Source organism: Kribbella polygonati, from assembly GCF_050320105.1.
In the GTDB taxonomy this organism is placed as follows: Bacteria; Actinomycetota; Actinomycetes; order Propionibacteriales; family Kribbellaceae; genus Kribbella.
Genome location: NZ_CP190129.1, coordinates 6,344,064 through 6,364,328, shown reverse-complemented (window position 1 = coordinate 6,364,328; position 20,265 = coordinate 6,344,064). Strand labels below are relative to the sequence as shown.

At 70.0% G+C, this 20,265-nt stretch carries 18 protein-coding genes and 1 tRNA gene; 14 read left to right on the top strand and 5 right to left on the bottom strand.

Annotation, left to right across the window (positions count from 1 at the left end):
- Positions 1–9: 9 nt before the first annotated feature.
- Positions 10–858: an FhaA domain-containing protein gene (locus ACQHIV_RS30155; protein WP_427887241.1), complete on the bottom strand. Its 849-nt coding sequence runs from the start codon at positions 856–858 to the stop codon at positions 10–12.
- 171 nt (positions 859–1,029) lie between these two features.
- Here ACQHIV_RS30155 and ACQHIV_RS30150 point away from each other — a divergent pair.
- From ACQHIV_RS30150 to ACQHIV_RS30130, 5 genes are all read left to right on the top strand, one after another.
- Positions 1,030–1,113: transfer RNA gene (locus ACQHIV_RS30150), tRNA-Leu, on the top strand.
- 191 nt (positions 1,114–1,304) lie between these two features.
- Complete coding sequence (locus ACQHIV_RS30145) at positions 1,305–2,060, top strand: ABC transporter ATP-binding protein (protein ID WP_427887240.1); 756 nt, start codon at positions 1,305–1,307, stop codon at positions 2,058–2,060.
- Complete coding sequence (locus tag ACQHIV_RS30140; protein WP_427887239.1) at positions 2,045–3,934, top strand: hypothetical protein; 1,890 nt, start codon at positions 2,045–2,047, stop codon at positions 3,932–3,934. The genes ACQHIV_RS30145 and ACQHIV_RS30140 overlap by 16 nt, the downstream gene beginning before the upstream one ends.
- Positions 3,876–4,160, top strand: coding sequence for a type II toxin-antitoxin system Phd/YefM family antitoxin (locus tag ACQHIV_RS30135; protein ID WP_427887238.1), 285 nt, complete (start codon positions 3,876–3,878; stop codon positions 4,158–4,160). Before ACQHIV_RS30140 ends, ACQHIV_RS30135 begins: the two co-directional genes overlap by 59 nt.
- Positions 4,157–4,417 carry a Txe/YoeB family addiction module toxin gene (locus ACQHIV_RS30130; protein WP_427887237.1) on the top strand — a complete coding sequence of 87 codons (261 nt, stop codon included), beginning with the start codon at positions 4,157–4,159 and terminating at the stop codon, positions 4,415–4,417. The genes ACQHIV_RS30135 and ACQHIV_RS30130 overlap by 4 nt, the downstream gene beginning before the upstream one ends.
- Before the next feature lie 27 nt (positions 4,418–4,444).
- Here ACQHIV_RS30130 and ACQHIV_RS30125 read toward each other — a convergent pair whose 3' ends face one another.
- Positions 4,445–4,627: a hypothetical protein gene (locus tag ACQHIV_RS30125; RefSeq protein ID WP_427887236.1), complete on the bottom strand. Its 183-nt coding sequence runs from the start codon at positions 4,625–4,627 to the stop codon at positions 4,445–4,447.
- A gap of 161 nt (positions 4,628–4,788) precedes the next feature.
- Here ACQHIV_RS30125 and ACQHIV_RS30120 point away from each other — a divergent pair, with 161 nt between their 5' ends.
- The gene (locus ACQHIV_RS30120; protein ID WP_427887235.1) at positions 4,789–5,760 is read left to right on the top strand and encodes a helix-turn-helix domain-containing protein; all 972 of its coding nucleotides are present in this window, start codon (positions 4,789–4,791) and stop codon (positions 5,758–5,760) included.
- Positions 5,761–5,785: 25 nt separating this feature from the next.
- Here ACQHIV_RS30120 and ACQHIV_RS30115 read toward each other — a convergent pair whose 3' ends face one another.
- Positions 5,786–9,418, bottom strand: coding sequence for a S8 family serine peptidase (locus tag ACQHIV_RS30115; RefSeq protein WP_427887234.1), 3,633 nt, complete (start codon positions 9,416–9,418; stop codon positions 5,786–5,788).
- 479 nt (positions 9,419–9,897) lie between these two features.
- On the opposite strand from ACQHIV_RS30115, the gene ACQHIV_RS30110 reads away from it, so the two are divergent.
- The 3 genes from ACQHIV_RS30110 (at position 9,898) to ACQHIV_RS30100 (ending at position 12,315) form a co-directional block, all read left to right on the top strand.
- Entirely contained in the window at positions 9,898–10,392 is a 495-nt protein-coding gene (locus ACQHIV_RS30110) for an RNA polymerase sigma factor (RefSeq protein WP_427887233.1), read from the top strand.
- The gene (locus ACQHIV_RS30105; protein WP_427887232.1) at positions 10,389–11,063 is read left to right on the top strand and encodes a hypothetical protein; all 675 of its coding nucleotides are present in this window, start codon (positions 10,389–10,391) and stop codon (positions 11,061–11,063) included. Before ACQHIV_RS30110 ends, ACQHIV_RS30105 begins: the two co-directional genes overlap by 4 nt.
- Before the next feature lie 124 nt (positions 11,064–11,187).
- Positions 11,188–12,315 (top strand): endonuclease, encoded by a 1,128-nt coding sequence (locus ACQHIV_RS30100; protein ID WP_427887231.1) that lies wholly within the window; start codon positions 11,188–11,190, stop codon positions 12,313–12,315.
- Positions 12,316–12,357: 42 nt separating this feature from the next.
- Here the strand turns inward: ACQHIV_RS30100 and ACQHIV_RS30095 are convergent, their stop codons facing one another.
- A complete protein-coding gene (locus tag ACQHIV_RS30095) occupies positions 12,358–14,991 on the bottom strand; it encodes a hypothetical protein (protein ID WP_427887230.1) in 2,634 nt (877 codons plus the stop codon).
- A 247-nt stretch (positions 14,992–15,238) separates the two neighbouring features.
- Between ACQHIV_RS30095 and ACQHIV_RS30090 the strand changes: the two genes are divergently transcribed.
- Genes ACQHIV_RS30090 through ACQHIV_RS30080 form a run of 3 tightly spaced genes read left to right on the top strand, consistent with a single transcriptional unit; the run spans position 15,239 to position 18,153 of the window.
- Positions 15,239–16,228: a hypothetical protein gene (locus ACQHIV_RS30090; RefSeq protein WP_427887229.1), complete on the top strand. Its 990-nt coding sequence runs from the start codon at positions 15,239–15,241 to the stop codon at positions 16,226–16,228.
- 2 nt (positions 16,229–16,230) lie between these two features.
- The gene (locus ACQHIV_RS30085; protein ID WP_427887228.1) at positions 16,231–17,271 is read left to right on the top strand and encodes a hypothetical protein; all 1,041 of its coding nucleotides are present in this window, start codon (positions 16,231–16,233) and stop codon (positions 17,269–17,271) included.
- A gap of 60 nt (positions 17,272–17,331) precedes the next feature.
- On the top strand, positions 17,332–18,153 hold the full coding sequence (locus tag ACQHIV_RS30080; protein ID WP_427887227.1) for a siderophore-interacting protein: 822 nt from the start codon (positions 17,332–17,334) through the stop codon (positions 18,151–18,153).
- Here the strand turns inward: ACQHIV_RS30080 and ACQHIV_RS30075 are convergent.
- Positions 18,150–18,854: a hypothetical protein gene (locus ACQHIV_RS30075; protein WP_427887226.1), complete on the bottom strand. Its 705-nt coding sequence runs from the start codon at positions 18,852–18,854 to the stop codon at positions 18,150–18,152. The genes ACQHIV_RS30080 and ACQHIV_RS30075 overlap by 4 nt on opposite strands.
- A 47-nt stretch (positions 18,855–18,901) precedes the next feature.
- Between ACQHIV_RS30075 and ACQHIV_RS30070 the strand changes: the two genes are divergently transcribed.
- Both ACQHIV_RS30070 and ACQHIV_RS30065 read left to right on the top strand, forming a co-directional pair.
- Positions 18,902–19,792 carry an aminoglycoside phosphotransferase family protein gene (locus ACQHIV_RS30070; RefSeq protein WP_427887225.1) on the top strand — a complete coding sequence of 297 codons (891 nt, stop codon included), beginning with the start codon at positions 18,902–18,904 and terminating at the stop codon, positions 19,790–19,792.
- A gap of 12 nt (positions 19,793–19,804) precedes the next feature.
- On the top strand, positions 19,805–20,263 hold the full coding sequence (locus ACQHIV_RS30065; protein ID WP_427887224.1) for a group II truncated hemoglobin: 459 nt from the start codon (positions 19,805–19,807) through the stop codon (positions 20,261–20,263).
- Positions 20,264–20,265: the final 2 nt, after the last annotated feature.

Below are 20,265 nucleotides of genomic sequence, written 5' to 3'. Positions count from 1 at the left end.
GAAGGTCAGTCACCACCCGCTGCTCGGCGGCTGGGCCATCGGCTCGTCCGCGAGACGCAGCGTCATGGTCGTGTTGCCGATCCGGACCGTGGAGCCGTCGACCAGCTCGGCCTCGGTGGACCGACGGCCGTTCACCAGCGTGCCGTTGGTGGAACCGAGGTCGACCAGCACCACCCGGATCCCGCCGGGGCCCTCGGGCATCAGCCGGATCTCGGCGTGCCGCCGGGAGACGCCCGGGTCGTTGATCTGGATGTCCGCGTCGGTGCCGCGGCCGAGCACCACGCCGGGCGGGTTGACCGGGCGGCGACGGCCGTTCACCTCGAGCATCACCTGCGGGTGGCCGCGGCGCGGCGACTGCTGCTGCGGCGGTTGCGGAGGCTGCTGTTGATACTGCGGGGCGACCGGCGGCGGGTTCGGCGGCACGTAGGGCTCCTGCTGGTAGGGCTGGGGCTCGGGCTGCTGGTACTCGGCCGGCCGCCGCTGGGGCGTCCCGGCCGTCTCGCTGACCACCCGGAACTTACCGGTCGGCAGATCATCCTGCTGGACCAGCTCGATGTCGATGGGTCCGGAGAACGTGTACCGCTGGATGTCCGCGTGGTCCCGCAGCTCGTTCGCGAGCTCGTGGTTCAGGGTCCGGCCGTAGGCGTTCAGCCGCTCGAAGTCGTCCGGGCCGAGCTCGATCGTGAAGTGGTTCGGCACCAGCCGGCGGTCCCGGGACAGGATCCGCGCGGTGTTGTCGATCTCACGCTTGAGAGCCGCGGCCAGCTCGATCGGCTCCACATCACCCTTGAAAGCGCGCGCGAAGACACCGCTGACAATGCCTTCCAGGCGTCGCTCGAAGCGCTGTAGCGGTCGCACGCCTCCTCCTCCACCGTCGGTACGCCATCTGTCGTCCACCGGTCGTGGCGGACACACCGGGTACGACGATCGATCGTATCGGGAGGTTCGACCGAACCCGCAATGTGAAGCACCGGCACAACCCGTGCTACTGTTCCTTCTCGTCGCCAGGAGATCATCTCAGGCGGCTGCGCGCGGGTGGCGGAATAGGCAGACGCGCACGGTTCAGGTCCGTGTGCCCGAAAGGGCGTGGGGGTTCAACTCCCCCCTCGCGCACAGACAAAGTCCCGGTCGAGACTCTCGACCGGGACTTTTGCGTTGCCGGACCCGATTTCGTCCTTTCGGATGATTCGGCTGACCCGACCGGTAACTTTCTCCCGCCGGCGCTGCTTGGCCTGATGGTTGATGCTGCGGGTCCGCCGTTGGACTGACGCGGCGGGCGCGGTCCCGATGGAAGAGTTCCGGGTATGGAACAGGCGCTGGAGCTCGACGGGCTGACCAAGGTGTTCGGGGAGCAGCGGGCCGTCGACGAGCTGAGTCTGAGCGTGCCGGCCGGGTCGTTCTTCGGGATGCTCGGGCCGAACGGGGCCGGGAAGACGACGTCGCTGTCGATGGCGGTCGGGCTGCTGCGGCCCGACGGCGGTACGGCGCGGATCTTCGGCGTCGACGTGTGGCGCGAGCCGACGCGGGCGAAGGCCCTCGTCGGCGTGTTGCCGGACGGGCTGGGGATGCCCGAACGGCTGACCGGGCGGGAGGTGCTCACGTACCTCGGCCTGCTCCGCGGACTGCCCGAGGACGAGGTACGGCGGCGTACGGCCGAGCTGCTGGAGGTGCTCGAGCTCGACCACGAGGACGACAAGCAGGTGATCGGCTACTCGACCGGGATGCGGAAGAAGCTCGGGCTCGCGGTCGCGCTGCTGCACGCGCCGCGGCTGCTGGTGCTGGACGAGCCGTTCGAGGCGGTCGACCCGGTGTCGGCCGCGACCATCCGGACGATCCTGCACCGGTTCATCGCCGGCGGCGGGTCGGTCGTCATCTCCAGCCACGTGATGGCCCTGGTCGAGCAGCTGTGCGACCGGGTCGCGGTGGTCGCGGACGGGAAGGTCGTTGCCGCGGGCACGGTCTCGGAGGTGCGGGCGGGCGGCAGCCTGGAGGACGCGTTCGTGTCGCTGGTCGGCGCGTCGACGCGCGGCGCGGAGGGGCTGACGTGGCTCTCGCACTGACGTACTCCACCTCGGACACGCTGGTCCGGATGCGGCTGGCCGCGTTCCGGCACGCGCTGAAGGACCAGTTCCGGCGGTCGTGGATCGTCACCGGGGCGTTCGTCGGGCTCGCGCTCGCGGGCGGCACGATCTGGCTCGCTGCGGCCGGGAAGTCCGACGTACTGGTCGTCGTCCTGGGTGTGTGGATGCTGGGCTGGGTGGTCGGGCCGTTGTTCGCGGGCGGCGGTGACGAGACGCTCAAGCCGGAGTACTTCACGATGCTTCCGCTGTCACCGCGGACGTTGTCCACCGGGCTGCTGGTGGCTGCGCTGGCTGGGGTGGCGCCGGTGATCAGCCTGATCGCACTGGTCAGCCTTGTTGTCGCGAGCGGGGGCGTTGTTGCTGGACTTGTCGCGGTGCCCGCACTGCTGTTACAGCTGTTCTGCTTCGTCCTGGCATCGCGGCTCGCTGTCGCGGTGTACGGCGTACTCCTGCAGGTGCCGGCCGGTGCGGTGATCGCCGCGCTCGTCAACGCGTTCATCTTGGCGTTCATGGCGCAGGGGTGGGCGTTGATCGCGGCGTTCGTGTCGACCGACGTACAGGGGACGATCGCGCGGGCTGCCCGGATTGCGCCGTCCGGTTGGGGTTTCGACGCAGTACAGGCTGCTGGGCGTGGGGACTGGCTGCAGGTGGTCGGGCTGTTGCTGGCGCTCGTAGTGCTCGTCGTGGTGATGCTTTATGCGTGGTCTGCGCTGCTGGTACGCCGTACGACCGCAGCCCGGGCCGGGGGTACGCCGCGACGGCTGTTGACCGCAAAGACGGCGCAGGGTGCCGCGGCGGGCAAGGAGATCCGCTCGTGGAGCCGGGACCTGCTCTATGGGCACAAGGCGGTGTTCGCGATCGCGTACGGGCTGTTCTTCTGCCTGATGCCGCTGGCGATCGGCATGCGGTCGATGCTGCCGTGGGCGGGTCCGGCGGCGGTCGTGATGGCCGGCTCGATGTGCGCGAACCTGTACGGCGCGGACGGTACGGCGTACTGGATGACGCTGATGACGCCTGGGTCCAGCCGGGCGGACGTCCGTGCGCGTCAGCGGGCGTTCCTGCTCGTGTTCGGGCCGGTGACGGTGCTGATCACCGTGCTGCTGACGTGGTGGTCAGGCGTGGCCAGTGCGTGGCCGCTGGTGCTGAGCGTGCTGCCTGCGCTGCTGGGTGGTGCCGCGGGCCTGGTGGTCGCGTGCTCGGTGTACGCCGCCGTACCGACGACCGACGCGCACAAGCGGTCCGGTAACCCGCTCAACTCGGGTGAGAACGAGGGCGAGACGATGGGCATCGTCTACGTGATGCTCGTGCTGGTCGCGACGACCTGTGCACCGGCCCTGATCGTTGCGCTCTACCTGGGCTGGTGGGGCGTGCCGCTGGGGGTGCTGTCCGGCGTACTCGCCTGGTGGTTCTTCGGCCGCGTCGCAGCCCGCCGGCTGGACGCGCGCGGCCCGGAGCTACTCACACTGCTCCGTCACGGCCGGTCGCCCGCGGAGCAGGCCAAGAAGACCGCAGGCCTCGACGCACTCCCGAAGTGGCGCCGCGGTCTGGCCGGCTTCTGCCTGGGGTTCGGCGCGATCCCCTTGATCCCACAGGCCGTCGTACCAGCCATCATCAAACTGACCGGCAGCCACAGCTCCAAGTCATGGTTCCTGGCCCTCTACCAGAACGGCCCATGGCAATGGGTCGTGATCGCCCTGATGGCCACCCTAGGCCTGTCGATGTACGCCTACGGCGGCCTCACCTACTACTACGCGAAGAAGCGCGCTGTACGTTATTCTGTACATCGTGAAGACGATGAGTTTTACCGAGACGCGCGCCAACCTCGCAGCCGCCCTCGACGCGGTCGAGAGTGATGCGGAGGAGTTGGTGATCACCCGTGCCGGGCACGAGCCTGTCGTCGTCGTCACGCTGGCCGAGTACGAGTCGCTGAAGGAAACCGACTATCTGATGCGCTCGCCGGGCAACGCGCGGCGGCTGCGTGAGGCGATCGAGCAGGACCGGGCAGGCGGCGGCACAGTTCGCGAGCTGGCCGACGCCGACTCCGCCGATGACGGCGGAACGGCCGGCGGCGCGGCGTGAAGGTCGTCTTCCTGGATCATGGTTGGGACGACTACCTGTGGTGGCAGACCAATGACCGGAAGCTCCTGCAGCGGATCAACCAGTTGATCGAGGACATCGACCGCATCGAGAATGAAGGCATCGGCAAGCCCGAGCCGCTGCGCCACGATTTCGCCGGCTACTGGTCACGGCGGATCAACTCGGAGCATCGCCTCGTGTACCGGATCGCCGACGACGGAATCCACATCGTTGCCTGCCGCTATCACTACGGTCCTTGACCTGTTTCAGCTCAGGTCGGCGCTGAGCTATCTACGCGAAGAAGCGCGCTCGGGGTGGGTGGGGCGCGGTAGGCGGAGGGTAGGGGCGCCGCGGTGTTTGCCGGTGCGGGCGGTGGCGGGGGCGGTGCGGTGGTTGCGCAGCATCCAGATCGCGACGGCGGCCGCGGCGATCAGGCCGGCGATGCCGGCGTAGTCGGTCATGCTCATCATCGGTCTCTTCTCCAGGGCGGTTCGCTGGGCGGCGACGAGTTCCGCTTGACGGGGGAGTGACGGGTGCGCACCCGGCCTCTGATGGCACGGACGGGTCATGGCTCTGTTGTGCCATTGGGAAAGCGCTCGCTTCCTGATGGGTAAGGCTGTTAGGTGGGTGCATGCAGGAAGGCTCGTTGCTCGACGCGCACGAGGAGCACACGTACCGGCTGCTGGTCGGGCTGTCCGCCGCGCGGGCCGCGGAGCTCGCCGAGGTCGCGGAGTTGCCGCCACAGGAGGCCGACGAGGTGCTGCAGCGGTTGCAGGCCAAGGGCCTGGTGTCGGTGCAGCCGGCCGAGGAGCCGGTGTTCCGGCCGTTGCCGCCGGATGTCGCCTTCGGTACGACGCTGCTCCGCCGGCAGGAGTCGCTCGAGGCCGCGCGGAAGACGGTGGCCGCGCTCAGCGAGGAGTTCCGGGCGAGCGCGGGCCGGCGGGACGCGCACCACCTGGTCGAGGTCATCGTCGGTGCGACGACCCTGCGGGAGCGGCTGCGCGATCTGCAGAACGCGGCGCGCGAGGAGATCCTCTGGTTCTGCCGGGCGAACCCGCTGGCGATGCAGGGCGCCGAGAACACCGAGGAGTACGGCGCGTTGTCGCGCGGGGTGCGGTACCGGGCGATCTACGAGCGCGCGCTGATCGAGACGCCGGGTGAGCTGGATTCGATCGCCGAAGGGGTCAGCTGGGGTGAGGAGGCGAGGGTCGTGCCGACGCTGCCGGTCCGGCTCGCCATCGTGGATCGGTCGACGGCGATCTGCCCGCTCGTCCGCGACGACGAGACCGTCGGTGAGCCGTCCGCCGCGATCATCAACCAGGGTCAGTTGCTGGACGCCCTGCTCGCCCTCTTCGAAAGCTACTGGGAGTTCGCCACCCCCGTGCGCCTGCAGCCCGGCGTCGAGGAACCCGAAGGGCTCGACGACTCCGAGCGGCTACTCCTGTCACTCCTGGTCGGCGGCGTACCCGACAAGTCCATCGCCACCCAGCTGGGCATCAGCCGCCGTACAGTCCAACGCCGCCTGGACCGCCTGATGGCCCTGGCCGGCGTGGACACCAGAACCGGCCTAGCCTTCCAGGCCGCCAAGCGCAACTGGCTGTAGCACCAGTTGCGCTTGGCGGGGTTTGTCAGCGGACGCCGTAGGCGCGGGTGATGGTTTGGGTGATCTTGGTGTGGTTAAGACCGGAGGCTTCTACCTTCAGCGACACCGTGTCGTGGGCGTTGGGGACCACAGCTACGTAGTGTCCGAGCGCACCCGCGACGGCCAGCCGTTGCCAGGTGGTGCCCTCGTCGTAGGAGGCCCAGGCCTTCAAAGAAGTAGCCCCTGGCGAGTCCAGGCCGATGACGTGCGTGCGGGTGGCGACTCGGCCCGTCAGATCGACCGGGATCTTGTAGTTGACCTGCTGCAGCGTCAGCGGCACAGCCTTGTCCTCCGGCTGCTTCGCCGAGCGGAACTCCCACGAGGTCTGCGTCCGCGTCCCCCAGTTCCACTCGCCGTCCTCGTCGATCCGCGCGGTCGACAGGTTCAGCGTGTACGCCGCGTCCGCGCTCGTCGTGATCACGTCCGCCCACGCGTTCGGCAGCTCCGCGACCACCTTCCCGTCCCGGGACAGCGTCGCCGACGCGGATGTGGTCTCGCCGCGGGTGTAGTGCCCGGCCGCGTCCACGAACGTCGGGATCCGCAGCGACAGCCGGTCACCGGTCCGCGTCGACGGCACCCCCGGCGCGGCCGCCGGCCGTACGACGGGACCGAACCAGGTCTCGTCCGACTTCGCGGCCCGGTAGCTCTGCGGTACGGACGTCATCCCGCCGCCGAGCGGGTTCATCGTGTCCCACGTGTACAGGTGGTGCACCCGGTGCTGCCAGAGCGAGTCGCCCGAGGTCACCCACTCCTCGCGCACCTTCGGCGTCTCGACGAACCGCTGCGCGTCGTTCCAGGAGTACTCCTGCCACGGACGCCACCCGAACCGCTGCTCCTTGGCCCAGTTGAACCCGCCGTTGTCGGCGTACCGGGTGGTGATCCGGGCGCTGTTCGCCGGGGTCACCTTGTAGTCGATCTTGGCGGGGATCGCGCCGGTCGACACCTGCTGTACGTCGTACAGGTACGGGCTGGAGGTGGTCAGCGTCAGATCGATCGTGGCGCCGCCGCGCTTGATCCGGTCCAGCAGCTTTTGGCCGTCCTTGGTGGTGGTGACCATCGCCGGGATGGGCAGGCGGTCGCCGGTCGGGCGCCAGACGGTCCAGGCGGTCCAGTCGGCGGGGCGGACGAGGATGATGCCGGCGGCGCCTGCCGCGGCTGCCGCTTCTACCTGAGCTGACTCGTCGTCAGAGGGCATGAGTGCGACGGCACCCCGCACGCCGTCGAGGGACGAATCCGTGGACACGAGCGGGAAGCGGCGTTTGCCTTCGAATGCCGGGGATTGGCCGAGCAGGTTGATGTCCAGCGGGGTGCCGGGCACAGCAGGCACGCCGGGGACGGTTGCCTGGACCATCGGGGCGACCAGTTGCCAGCGGGAGGAGAACTCGAAGGTGCCGTCCTTGACCGGCTTCGTGGGTGTCACGTTGACCTTCTGGACCGTGCTGAAGTGCATCACCCCGTGCGAGATCGACCGGCCGTTGCCGTAGACCCGGTGCACGTAGTAGCTCAGCACCGCCTGCTGCTCGGACGGCTTCGGGGTCTCGATCGTGATCGGGACCGCCTTCCGGGCGTCGATGACGAGTTCGGTGTCCTTGTCGATCACCACGTTCGGATCGGTGACCAGGCTGGCCTGCTCGTCCTGCGGGTCGTTGTGCTCGACCAGCGCGTGCATCAGGTACGTGCCCTCTTCGACCTCGGCGGTGTACGACTGCCCGTCGCGGAGCCACGCCAGTACGTCGGACCGCGAGTTGTCGCCGTACAGCGAGAACACCGGCACACCCGTCGGCTGACCGTCCATGTCGACGGCGCGGACCGTGACCTTGTGCTTCGGGCCGGACCGGAGCGCGCCGACCGCGGTGTGCGTGACGACGCCGTCAGGCCCGGTGGCGACGACCCAGCCGCTGTACTGACCGCGGCCGACCTGCGCCGCGTCCAGCGCCAGCGGTACGTCGGCCGTGCCGTGCGCAGGCACCGTCACCGTGCCGGGGACCGTGAAGCCGGCGGTCGTCGGCTTGCCGCTGTCGAGGTTCGTGATCTGGGCGGCGAGGTTCAGCGTGACCGCGTTGTCGGCGTCGTTCCGGTACGTGATGGTCCGGGTGGTCGTGTCGGTCGTGGTCTGCAGGCCGAAGTCCGCGACCCCGCTCGCGGTCACCTTCTGCGCGACGGCGCGGGTGAGGTCGACGCGGCCGGCGCCCTGCTGGTACACGGTCTGGCCGGGTTGCGTCTTCGCCGTACTGACCAGCGCGTTCTTCAGCTGGTCTGCCTTCCAGTCCGGGTGCTGCTGGGCGAGCAGCGCGGCGGCACCGGCGACGTGCGGCGTCGCCATCGACGTACCTGAGGCGGCCGTGTAGAGCTCGTCGACCGGGTCGCCCATCGCGGTGCCGGCGGCGCGGGCGGCGATGATGCCGACGCCGGGCGCGGTGATCTCCGGCTTCAGGCCCGAGTCGCCGAGGCGCGGGCCGCGGCTGGAGAAGTCGGCGAGCTTGTCCTGCCGGTCGACGGCGCCGACGGTCAGCGCCGCGGCGGCAGCGCCCGGCGTACCGACAGTCTCGTCCTGGCCCTCGTTGCCGGCCGCAACGACGAACAGCGTGCCGGTCTGCGCGGTGATGTCGTTGACCGCCTGGCTGAGCGGGTCGGTGCCGTCGGTGGCGTCGCCGCCGAGGCTCATGTTCACGACCTTGGCGCCCGAGTTGGCCGCCCACTCCATCCCGGCGATGATCCACGAGTCGTACCCGTACCCGTCGTCGCCGAGCACCTTGCCGACCAGCAGGTCGGCCTTCGGCGCGACGCCCTTCCGGGTCCCGCCCGCGCCGGCGCCGGTACCGGCGATCGTCGCCGCGACGTGGGTGCCGTGGCCGAAGTGGTCCTCGGTACCGCTCGGGCTGCCGGAGAAGTCCTGGCTCTCCTTGACCTTGCCCTGCAGGTCCGGGTGGTTCGCGTCGACGCCGGTGTCCAGTACGGCCACCTCGACGCCGGACCCCTCGTACCCGGCCTTCCACGCGTCCGGTGCGCCGATCTGCGGGACGCTCTTGTCCAGCACCGGCTTCACCTTGCCGTCCAGCCAGATCTTGGTGACCCCGCTGTTCAGCGACTGGACGCCGACGGACGGCTTCAGCGACTTCCACAGCGCCGGGAGCTGGTCCTTCGCGGCCTCGACGGCGCGGCCGCCGATCGACGGCAGCTGCCGGGTGGTCGTCGTACCGGTCAGGTTCTGCGCGGCCCGGAGCCCGGGCGTGTCCTTGACGATCAGCGGGAGGTCCGCGGCGGCGCCGTACCCGTCCGCGATCAGCTCATCGACGTCGAACAGGTTCACGTCCAGGACGCCGGTCGAGATGTACGGGACGGCGTCGCTCGGCAGCACCCGCAGGCCGCCGTCGGCTTCGACGGTGTGAAACGAGACGCCTTCGCGGCCCGCCGCCGGGTGCACGGTGGCGGCCTTCCGGCCACCGCCGGCGTCTGTCACCTCGACGACGTCGCCGGTGATCAGCGTGACCGTGGAGGTCTTTCCGGTGGTCCGGTTCGCGGACGGTGGCGGGGCAGCGACGGACGGGACCACCGTCGCCGCGCCGAGGGCAAGGACCGCCGCTGTGGTCAGCGCGGCGATCCGTCGGGGGGAGGACATGGCGGTTTCTCCTTCGGGCGGGACAGCCTTCCGACAGAGTTTGCAATCACGTCACGGAAATCCGCCCTGTCCATCACTGCCGTCCCTGCGACATGGCGCAACCACGCCAGAACCGCCAGCATCGGCCGCCGGCACTTCGCCGTTCCTGGGGATGTGCGAGCGCTGCTGGGCCGGTGCTCGGGTATGGACAAGACGTGTCGAAATGAGTACGGTCCGTAACGGCGTCCGCCCGACGCCGCCGAGTCGGTGAGGTGCCGCCCGCCAGTGGTACCTCGCTGGTAGGTGGGCAGAGCAGGCTGCGGCGGCTCGTCACGGCCTGATGGGGGCCCGCTTGCCCAGGTGGGGTGCTGAGAGACACTCACTCCTTCAGCACCCCACCGGTTCAAACTTCTCGCGTACCTCCCCAACGCTTCGGCGTTCCGCCTCGTCTTGACGGCTGACAGTGCGAATCTGACGGCCCAATCGACGGAACGGGTGCCATGGCCGACTGGGAACAAGCGATCCGGACGCTCCACGCCGAGCGAGGGGCCGCGCTGCATGCGTACGGCTATCTCCTGACCGGAGAGCAGGCCGCGGCGGCCGATCTGGTGCAGGACGCGTTCCTGCGCGTCTTCAGCCGCCTGCGGCTCGGCGACGACATCGACCGGCTCGAGAGCTACGTCCGGCGGGCGATGCTGAACCGGTACGTCGACGGGCGGCGGCGCGCCGGGCTCTGGCGGGCGAGGCGGCACCTGCTCGTCCAGCCGGTCGCCGAGGAGCCGGATCACGGGCTCGCCGATGACGTCCGGCGCGCCCTGACCACGCTGTCGCCGCGGCAACGGGCGTGCGTGGTGCTCCGGTACTACGAGGACCTGACGGTGCCGCAGATCGCAGCGCAACTCGACTGCGCGGAAGGGACGGTCAAACGCCACCTGGCCGATGCCCGGAGCAAGCTCGCCACGCAGCTCGCCGTACCCGAGGAGAACCTGAGATGACCGACCTGAAGAACCTGCTCGAGGAGATGGCCGGCCGCAGCGCCGCCCCGGACCTCGCGGAGCACGAGCTGCTGCCCCGGATCCGCCGGCGGCGCCGGGTGCGCGCCGGGCTTGTCGGCGCGTCCGGAGCGGCGGCCGTCGTGGTGCTCGCGGCCGGCGCGTACGCCGCGCTGCCCGGACCTACCGCGACCCCGGCGGGTCCGGCCGCCACACCGTCGACCGTGACGATGCCGATCGCGCCGTACGAGTGTGGCGTCGCGTTCCCGGCTCCGACACCAGGCGAGAAGGACCATTTGGTTGCCGTTGTCACCTTGACCCAGAAGAGCGTCCACCGGACCTCCACCGGCTGGTCCGGGGTCGTCCGGTCGAAGTACCTGTACCAGGGCGGCCTGCCGCACCCGCTGATCGCCGGGCTGCCACCACGGTGGATCGCGGTCGTCGGCAGCGGCCGGATGGTCGGCCGGGCGACGGTGAGTACGACGGCGGATCAGGTCGAACTGCGGCCGGGGCAGGCGAACGTCGTCGACGCGCGCATCGACGTCCGGTCCTGTACGGGCGGACCGTTGCCGACGGGTTCGTACCAGCTCTACGAAGACCTGCCCGGGCCGGCCAAGCCCAGCAAGAAGCCGGTTGTCGACAGCAACCCGATCGGCGAGATCCAGCTGTCCTGATCCTGACTCGTGACCGACGGTTCGCCCGATGGTCCGGCAAGTTTCAGCCGGCGGGAGGTTTCACGATGGGGGTCGGGCGGGCAATCTGTGAAGGTCCGGTCCCCACCCGCCCCTGGGAGTAGCCGTGTCCCGATTGTTCCGTCCGGCGCTGCTCGTCACCGCCGTCCTAGCGCTTCTCGGCTTCGGCATCACGCCCTCGAACGCCGCCACCACGATCACGGTCGCCACCGCGATCGGCCGTCAGGACAACTCGACCGCCTCGGTCACCGGGTACGTGGTCGGGCAGCCGACCGCGACCAGCACCGTTGTCCGCAGCAACTTCCCGAACGACTACGCACTGGCGCTCGCCGACTCGGCGTCGCAGACCAGTACGTCGGCGATGCTCTACGTGCAGATCCCGGCCGCGTTCCGCGCGTCGTACGGGCTGCAGAGCAACCCGAGCCTGCTCGGTCAGCAGATCACCGTTACCGGTGCGCTCTCGGCGTACTTCTCGCATCCCGGCCTGAAGAACGCGACCGCCTTCGCCGGCGGTGGCGGTTCGGACCCGGGTGATCCGCCGACCGACCCCGGCGACTACTACGCCGCTGCCGCCGGCAAGAGCGGTGCCGCGCTGAAGGCCGCGCTGCACACGATCATCTCGCAGCAGACCAAGCTCACCTACGACCAGGTCTGGGACGCGCTCAAGGTCACCGACCAGGACCCGAACAACAGCAACAACATCATCGAGGTCTACTCCGGCCGCTCGATCGCGAAGAGCAGCCAGGGCGGCGGCGTCGACGACTGGAACCGGGAGCACGTCTGGGCCAAGTCGCACGGCGACTTCGGGACCGTGACCGGCCCCGGCACCGACATCCACCACCTCCGCCCGGAGGACGTCTCGGTGAACTCGGCGCGCGGCAACCTCGACTTCGACAACGGCGGTACGGCGGTTGCCCAGTGCACCGGTTGTACGGCGGACGCGGACTCGTTCGCGCCCCGCCCGGCCGTCCGCGGCGACGTCGCCCGGATGATCTTCTACATGGCCGTCCGCTACGAGGGCGACGACGGCTTCGCGAACCTGGAGCTCGACGACAAGGTCGGCAACGGCACCGCGCCGTACATCGGCAAGCTCTCGGTCCTGAAGGCGTGGGCGGCGGCCGACCCGCCGGACGCGTTCGAGAAGAACCGCAACGAGGTCATCTACAACCAGTTCCAGCACAACCGGAACCCGTTCATCGACCACCCGGAGTGGATCAGCTCGATCTGGCCGTGAGGTTCTGAACCCCGAGGGCCGCGTCTCCTGGAGGCGCGGCCCTTACCTGTTGGCCTGCAGGTCCCGGTTCTGCCCGACGGCCCGCAGCTCGGGCGCCCGTTCGCCGGTCGGTACGGCGGCCTTGACCTGTGCGGCCTGGACGACGCCGGACTGCGCGGCGGCGACCCCGAGCCGGGTCTGCACCCACTTCTGGAAGCCCGGGTCGCCGACCTTGATCTGCTGCCCGGTCCGGGTCAGCAGACCGTTGGAGACGAGCTTCTGCGCGGCGCCGTCGAGCGACCAGCGGTCCGGGTCGGCACCGGACCGGGCCGGGATCGGGATCCCCTGCGCGCCGTGCGCCGCGGTCCGGGCCAGCAGGTCCTTCTGCTCGGGCGTGCAGTTGTACCAGGCGGCGTCGTACAGCACCCGGGACCGGATCTGGTGCTGCTCGATCGCCGTACCGACGGTCTCCGCGGTGAGCGCCTGGTCCGGGCCGGCCAGGTCGATCGCCTCCGCGGTGAGGGTGCGCAGCCGGCTCGGGTTGCCGTTCGCTGCCGCGAGCAACTGGTCGACCGCCTGCGGAGTCGACCGGATGCCGGCCTCCTGGAGCGGGCGGGTCAGCGCCGGCCGCAGCTGCTCCGCGTTCAGCGGGGTCAGCCGGCGGACGTCCCAGCGCGCGGCCTCCATGGTCTCCTTGCCGGCCTTCCCGCCCGATGCCTCGAGCAACCGGCTGGTCGCCTCCTCGCCGCCGGCCGCGATCAGGAACAGCGGCTTCTTCTCCCGGCGCAGGTGCGACGACAGGTCGGTCAGCGTGGTCAGGTCCGACTTCGAGGCGGCGTCCAGGTTGTCCACCATCAGCAGGATCGGCTGTCCGGTCGGCGCGGCCATCTTGCCGAGCTGCGCGGCCACGTCGTTCAGCGTCGCCCCGACCGAGTCCTTGGCGACCCCCTCCCAGGACCGGTGGACGCCGACCTGGAACGCCCCCGGCCAGCCGAACCGGGCCTGCGCGGTGTGCATCCGGTTCTGGGTCCGGATCGCCATCCCGTTCACCAGCTTCTTCAGCTGGTTCACCTCGCCGGGCGGGAACCGCGCCTCGAACGTGCTCATCTGGCTCTGCAGCGAGCGGATCACCCGGGCCTCGATCGGCTCCCGGCGGGTGGCGTCCAGCCGGATCGAGATCCAGCCCTCCTGGTCGGCGAGCTGCTTGGTCCGGTTCAGCTCCTGGCTGGTCCCGGATCCGGGCGGGCCGGTGAACAACACCGACGTACCGCGGGGAACCCGCTGGTCGAGCGAGATCGCCCGGCCGCGCTCGTCCTTCCGGTCGACCTGGTGGACGAGCTTCGTCCCGGACCCGAACACCTCGTTGGCCCGCTCGAGCTTGCCGGTCGGGTGCGCCGGGGCGAGTGCACCGGACCCGGCGGCGGTCTCCGGCGGCAGCGGCGCCGCGGCCGGCGGCTTCGGGGTCTGGCCGAGGTAGTCGTTCAGCCAGTCCCGGAAGCCGTGGTCGGGGATCGTGACGACCGTGCCGTCGTGCTCACGGAGCAGGCCGCGGGCGACCAGGTCCTGGCGGGCCTCGTCGATCTGCTGCCAGGCACCCGGATCGGCGGCCTGCGTGACGGCCGGCATCGCCAGGCCGTTCGACCCCTCGGCGGCGACCCGGGCGAGCAGGTCCTTCTGCGCGGCGTTGGTGTCCTTCTGGTCCCACACGTCCTGGTACATCTGTGCCGCGTCGGCGTTCACGTGCGCGATCGCCCGGGCCGCGGCCAGCACGGTGATGCCCTGCTCCGGGTCCCGGTACGCGACCGCGGCGTTGCAGAAGTTCCGGATCCGCGCGGGGTGACCGTTGGCGGCGGCGAGCAGGTTCTGGATCGCGAGGTCGTCGTACGGGATCCGGGCGGCGTCCAGCGGCCCGGTGACGGCCGGCCGGAGCTGCTCGTCCGCGACCGGCTCGAGCTCGCGGATGTCGAACTGGTTCGAGGTCGTGGTCGCGATCCCGGACATCCGCCGGGACGCGACCATCAGGCTGCTGGTCGACAGCGAGCCGCCGGCCGCGATCAGCCAGACCGGGCGGTCCAGGCCCTCGATGTGGATCGCCAGTTCGTTCAGGCCGGCCCGGTCCGGCTCCTCCGCCTTGTCGATGTTGTCGACCAGCAGCAGGATCGGCTTGTTGTCGATCTCGGTCAGCTTGCCGAGCTCGTCGGCGAAGTCGTTCAGCGTGGTGCCGAGCTTGTCGTACGCCGTGGTGTCCTGCTCGGTCTTGTGGATCACCTGGACCGGGCCGCCGCCGACCCGGGTCTCGACCCCGACCCGGGTCTTCCGGCCGCTGCGGGTCAGGTCGTTGACGGTCTTGCGGAGCTTGCGCAGCGGGTCCGGGCGGAACCGGGCGATCATCCGGCCGATGCCGGTGGTCGGCGGTCGGCGCCCGCGGAACCGGCGGTCCAGGGTGTCCAGGCTGTTCCGGACCGCCCCGGTCAGGTGGTGCTCGATCGGGATGTTGGCCGACGCCGACATCCGGATCGTGGTCCAGCCGTGCTGTGCGGCCAGGTCCTCGGCGCGGTCGAGCTCGGTGCTCTTGCCCATCCCGGGCGCGCCGGTGAACAGGATCGCCTTGCTCTCCGGCAGCACGTCGCCGAGCGAGATCGGATTGCCGAGCCGGTCGGTGCGCGTGACACGGTCGACCCCCGGGACCTGACTCATTGGAACAGCCTGCGGATCGTAGCGGTCGCCGACACTGTCGGTGAGTTACCTACGGGTTAACAGTCGGCTCCCGGAAGTTGAATCCGGCAACCGCTGATCCGGTCTAGGTGCGGCCGCCCGATCGCGCAGATCCGCGCCGAAATGATTGGAACCGGCCTGTACCGCTGTCACGCTGAGTGGCATGCGAATCTGTCGAGTACTCGCGGCCTTGTCTGTGATTCCTCTCGCGGGAGGATTGCTCGGTGGTGTGCCGGCCGCCCAGGCCGCTCCCGATCCCGACCTGACCGTCTCCCAGGTCACCCTCGACCGTACGTCGGTCGCGGTGTCCGGACTGAACACCTACCCCGTCAACGTCACCGTCAAGGGCGGTTACCACTCGGGCAACAGCAGTGACGACCATGCCGTCCTGAACGTGTACCTCGAGCGCACCGGCGGGACCGGAGGGCGCCAGGACATCGTGTCGACGGACCTGAAGCGGACCGGCGGCACGATCGAGAACGGCACCTGGACCGGCCGGCTGAACGTCGCCTCGACCGCGAACGGCACCTTCAAGGTGACCGGCGTGGCGCTCGGCCCGTACGGCGCGCCGGTCGCCGGCACGCCGTACGACGTGACGCCGTACGCCGGCCAGACACTCACCGTCCGGGGCACGAACCAGCCGCGGATCACCGCCGCGGTGAACCCGCGGGTGGTGCCGTGGGGCAAGCCGTACTCGATCACCTGGGCGGTCACGAACAGCGCGACCGGCAAGCCGTACGGCACCCGGGTCCCGATCGGCCTCGGCGTCGACGTACCGTGCGCCGAGGGCGGCAGCCCGATGTACCGGACCGGCACGAACGGGCTGATCGCCAAGTCCTACACGGCCGCCGACGGCGACCTGCTGAACTGCGCGCACATCTACACCGACCCGTACTACATCGCCGGCCAGTGGATCAGCGTCGCGCGCCCGGCGATCGTCTCGGCGGCCCCGGCGAAGGCCGCCGCGCCGGTCGGCTCGATCGTGCCGGTGAACGGCTCGGTGTACCACGTGACCCGTAGTTGCCCGGTGCAACTCCAGCGGCTGTACGGCGCCTCGCAGTGGCGGACCGTCGGGACCGGGAACCTGCGGACGTCCGGGCGGTTCACGCTCAACGCGCAACCGGCGTACAAGGGGCCGATCCCCTACCGCGCCTACTTCCCGGCCTGTAGCTCTGTGGTCGCGGGAGTCAGCAAAACCTTCTACATCCGAGGGACGTGACCATGAAACGAGTGCTGTCCGCGCTGCTCGCGGTACCGATCGCGGCGCTGGGGTTCGCAGCCGCGCCGCTGGCGGCGCACGCGTCGCCCGATCCGGATCTGAAGATCACCTCGATCACGCTGAACAAGACCGCGGTGGCCGTCAGCGGCCTGAACACGGTGCCGGTCACCGTGACGGTCAAGGGGTCGTACGCGCCCGAGCCGACCCAGCCGGTGAACGTGATCCTGTCGCGGACCGGCGGCTCCGGGATGGACGATTCGCTGCTGTCCACCAACCTGGTCCGGAACGAGTCCGCCGGCACCTGGACCGGGTCGCTGCTGGTCCCGTCGACGGCGAACGGCACCTTCAAGGTGAGCGCTGTGATGACCGGCCCGTACAACCCGGGCAGCGGGAACATGACCGACCCGACGCCGTACTCCGGTCAGACGATCACCGTCACCGGAACACACCAGCCGAAGATCACCGCCACGGTGTCGCCGAAGCTGGTGCCACGCAACGCGCCGTACACGATCCGGTGGGCGGTCACCGACGCGCAGACCGGCAAGCCGTACGGATCCCGGCTCCGGGTCGCGCTGCAGAACGACAACTGGTGTGTCGAGTCCTTCGGGCCGGGCTACACGAACCTCACCGACGTCAACGGCGTCGTGACGAAGTCCTATCCGGGCTCCCTGGGTGACTACCTCAACTGCCTGCTGTTGCCGGGCGACCCGGCCCCGATCGGCTGGCTGTCGTTCTTCGTGGCCCGTCCGGTCACCAAGCCGACGGTGACCGCGGTACCGTCCCGGACCAGCGCACCGGTCGGCACGATCGTGCCGGTCAACGGATCCGTGCACACGGTCGCGTCCGGCTGCAAGGTGTACCTCCAGCGGCTGTACGGCGCGACCCAGTGGCGCACCGTCAGCACCGGACAGGTCCGCTCGTCCGGGCGCTACACGGTGAACGCCCAGCCGGCGTACAAGGGCAGCATCGCGTACCGGTCGTACGTTCCGGCCTGCAACTCGATCGCCGCCTTCAGCAAGGCGTTCTACATCCGCGGAACCTAGGGTGCTTGGGCGGATGGGTTAGGGTGACCTTACCTATCCGCCCGAGAGGAAAGTGGTCGCGTGCCCAGCCCCGCACCCCGTCGTAACCGCGTCTGCAAGCGTGCCGTCGTCCAGCGGACCGAGCGGATCACCCCGCACATGATCCGGGTCGTGCTGACCTCCGACGACTTCGCCGGCAACGACTTCACCGACACGTACGTGAAGCTGCTGTTCGGGCAGGACGGCGTCGAGTACCCCGAGCCGCTGGACATGGGCGTGGTGCGGGAGACGTTCCCGAGCGAGCAGTGGCCGACGATGCGGACGTACACCGTCCGCGGCTGGGACGAGGCGACCCGCGAGCTGACGATCGACTTCGTGCACCACGGCGGCGAGGGTGTCGCGGGTCCGTGGGCAGCGTCGGCGCAGCCCGGTGACGTGCTGTGGTTCAACGGGCCCGGCGGCGCGTACGCGCCGGACGAGGCGGCCGACTGGCACCTGCTGGTCGGCGACGAGAGTGCGCTCCCGGCGATCGGCGCGGCCGTCGAGCACCTGCCCGCCGGTGCGCGGGCGACGGTCCTCGTCGAGGTAGCGGACGAGACCGAGCAGCAGAAGTTCAGTACGTCGGCCGACGTCGACCTCCAGTGGTTCCACCGCGCGGACGGCTCCCGGGGTGACGCCCTGGTCGCCGCCGTCGAGGCCCTCGACTTCCCCGCCGGAACGCCGCACGTGTTCGTCCACGGCGAGGCCGGCTTCGTCTTCCGGATCCGCAAGAACCTCTTCCAGGAGCGCGCCCTTCCCCGCGACCGGGTCTCGCTGTCCGGCTACTGGCGCCTCGGCAAGAACGAGGACGGCTGGCAGGCCGAGAAGGCCGAAACCAGGAAGCGTGAGGAAGCCGCCGGCTAGCCCCGGCGGACCGTCAATACGTCGATCAGGGTCGTTGCCTGGTTGGTCGGGAGGACCCAGTCCTCGCCGTTCGCCTGGAGGATGACGGCCGGGCCCGGGGTCGCGACCGCGTGCGTGACCGCGATCGGGAACTTGAGGCGTTCGACGCCCGAGAGGTCGAACCCGTGGGTGCCGGTGATCGCGGTCAGCGGGTAGCTGCGCGTCTGGTGCTCGGCACGCGGGAACGGGTGCGCCTGGACGGTGACCTGGTCGGCACCGACGAGGACGGCCGCCAGCGGCATCCCGCGGAGCCGGAAGACGAGCTCGTACGGCGTACCCGCGAGCTCCGGGTCGAACGGGACCAGCAGTGCGCGGTTCGCTGTACGGGCCAGGAGGAAACCGGCCGCTACGCCGACGATCAGCGCGGGCAGCGCGAGCACGGCCGGCCACCACGCGCCGACCGCCAGCGGGAACAGCGTCACCATCAGGCCGGTCACTGCGCCGAACGAGCCGCCGACGATCGCCCACCAGCGCGGCTGGTAGCGGTGCCGGCGGCGTAGTACGAACCCGAGCGCGAGCAGCGCCAGCGGTACGACGCACCCGATCCACGCGGCCGCCGTACCGCGGGACGCGATCACCGCCACGACGACCACTAACAGCACCGGGATACCCAAGTACGTCGCCGCCACGATCCGCTGCACCCGCAGATGCCTGCTCTCCACGGGAAAACCCAAGCACATCACCCGGCCGAGCACCTACTGTGCATCGGGTGATCGAGATTCCCGCGAAGCTCATCCGGAACCACCGCGAGAAGGCACCCGACTGGCTGGACAGCCTGCCGGGTTCGGTCGAGCGGTACGTCGGCGAGTGGGACCTGACCGTCGACGGGGAGGTGATGAGCGGCGAGGCGTCGCTGATCGTGCCCGTCGTACGGCGGGACGGCACCGCGGCGATGCTCAAACTCCAGTCGGTGAACGACGAGAGCGAAAGCGAGGCCCTCGCCCTCCGCACCTGGCACCACGACGACGTCGTCGAGGTCCTCGAGGACGACCCGCAGACGTCGACGTTGCTGCTCGAACGACTCGAGCCCAGGACCCTCGACGACCTGCCCGACGACGTCGAGGCGACGCGGATCCTCGCCGAGCTCCTCAACCACCTCAGCGCCGTCGCTGCCCCGCCGGGTGTCCGGCGGCTCGCGGACATCGCCGCCGGGATGATCGACGACGCCCCACGCCTGATCCCACGGTTGGAGGAACCGGGCGAGCAGGCTTTGGTCCGGAGATTCGTCGCCATGGTGCAGGAGGTGCTGCCGGAGCCGGGTGACCGCCTGCTGCACTGGGACCTGCACTACCTGAACGTGATGGCGGCGGACCGGCAGCCGTGGCTGGTGATCGACCCGAAGCCGCTCGCCGGCGACCCGGCGTTCGACCTGTTCCCGGTGCTGTGGAACCGATGGGACGACCTGGTCGCGACCGGCGACCTGTCCCAGGCGATCCGGAACCGCTTCGACCTGATGCTCGAGGTCACCGGGATCGACCGGGACCGCGCGCTCGCCTGGACGGCGGGGCGGTTCCTGCAGAACGTGCTCTGGTTCGTCGAGGACGGCGACACCCGAATCGAGGCGGAAGTGGCGGCAGTGGCCAGTGCCCTGTTCTCATGATTACATGATTACGTGACAACTCCGACGCTGTACGACTGGGCCGGCGGGCATGACGCGCTCCGCCGGCTGACCGAGGTGTTCTACGACCAGGTGCTCGAGGACCCGGTCCTCGCGCCGGTCTTCGCGCACATGAGCGAGAACCACCGTGAGCACGTGGCGATCTGGCTCGGCGAGGTGTTCCGCGGCCCCAGCCGCTACACCGACGAGCTCGGCGGCTACCCGGCGATGCTCGGCCACCACCTGAACCTCGGCCTGACCGAGGAACAGCGTTCCCGCTGGGCGGCCCTGATCGCGAAGAGCGCCGACCCGGCCGGCCTGCCCGACGACCCGGAGTTCCGCTCGGCGTTCGTCGCCTACATCGAATGGGGCACCCGCATCGCCCTCGCAAACTCCCAGCCAGGCGCCACCCCACCCCCACAGGCCCCCGTCCCCCACTGGGGCTGGGGCGAAGCGCCCCCGTACCAGCCCTGACA